The organism is Bifidobacterium sp. (genome assembly GCF_050874245.1).
Taxonomy (GTDB): Bacteria; Actinomycetota; Actinomycetes; order Actinomycetales; family Bifidobacteriaceae; genus Bifidobacterium.
In genome coordinates this window covers 1-1321 of record NZ_JBNMKH010000194.1, presented here as the reverse complement: position 1 = coordinate 1321, position 1321 = coordinate 1, and the positions used below count along the sequence as shown (strand labels likewise).

Here is a 1321-nt window from a genome sequence, read left to right as displayed (position 1 = left end):
GAGTGGCTGTGCCGCATCCCGCCTATCGACGGGCCGGAAAGTCCGGCCGTGAAAAAGGCCGCACAGCGCAATCGCTATGCGGCCGCCGCGACCAAATCCAAGATCTGAGGATCAGGCCTTTTCCGTCGTGCCTGGCACGTTTGGTACGCGGAACATCGCTTCCTGCGCCATGCAGGCCACCAGACTGCCGTCCTGCGTGTAGACCTTCGCCGAGCCGAGGCCGCGCCCATGGGCCGCGGTCGGCGTGTCCTGCACGTAGAGGTGCCATTGGTTGATATCGATGTCGCGATACCACCACATCGAATGGTCGATGGACGCGTACGAGATGCCGGGGGTGGCGATGCTCAAGCCCGCCCTACGTAGAATCGGTTCCAGCATGATCTGGTCGCAGCCCATCGCCAGCATCGCGCGGTGCATGGCCTGCGGCGCGTCCACCTTGCCATCGGCCTTCATCCACACCATCTGCTTGCCGGAATCGTTGCTGGCGCTCTTCTTGTCGGCGCCGAGCATGATGGTGCGTGTCGCATGGCGGATATCGAACGGCGATTTCTTCGCATAATACTTGGCGAACGACGACTTCTCCGCGAACGGTTCCATCAGCTGCTTCGCGCTGGTCAGGCTGTCCGGATCCGGAACGTCCTCCGGCATGGGATCCGCGAATTCGATGCCTTCCTGGTCATGCTCCTGGAAGCTGGCGATCGCGGTCAGAATCGAACCCTGCGCCTGCGTGACGTTCACGCGGCGGGCGGAGAAGGAACGGCCGTCACGCAGATTCTCCACATCGAACAGCAGATCCTGGTGGATGTCCCCGGCCGAAATGAAATAACCATGAATCGAATTCGGCAGCCTTGACGGCGGAACGGTCTTCGCCGCGGCCACCAGCGACTGCGCGATGACCTGCCCGCCGTAGACGCGGCCGGTGGGGAAGTACAGGCTCTCGCCATTGATATAGGTGTGATTGCGGTAATTTGAGGGCGTGCCCAGCTGAAGCACCTTCGTCAGCCGCTGCAACGGCGTCATGTCTGTCTGCGTCATGATGGTCCTGATTCCTCCTGCACTGGAAAGCTTTGCACTGACACTGAGTCTATCGACGTGCGGTTAATTTCGCCGGATGGTTTTGTAACGAGTACGTGAGAAGAGTGAACGGCCGGTTAGCTGCGGGGGATGGCTGCATATGATGAGGCGCCACCTCTCGTTGCGAAAGGTGGCGCTCCGGGGCGTGCGCTTGACGGCTCGCCTCTGGCCGTGCAATTAAGGTCTCGCACTGTCTGCGAGGCTCATTGTTTCCCTCTCTCGGACTGTCGTCCTCGTTCGGGCTGAG

1 protein-coding gene is annotated in these 1321 nt (G+C 61.2%); it reads right to left on the bottom strand.

Annotation, left to right across the window (positions count from 1 at the left end):
* Positions 1–111: 111 nt before the first annotated feature.
* On the bottom strand, positions 112–1035 hold the full coding sequence (locus tag ACR0P8_RS09815) for an acyl-CoA thioesterase (protein ID WP_432624864.1): 924 nt from the start codon (positions 1033–1035) through the stop codon (positions 112–114).
* Positions 1036–1321 lie beyond the last annotated feature (286 nt).

Bases quoted from the DNA above. Each gene is read 5' to 3' on its own strand.
- ACR0P8_RS09815 (WP_432624864.1), bottom strand. From the start codon at position 1,035: ATGACGCAGACAGACATGACGCCGTTGCAGCGGCTGACGAAGGTGCTT.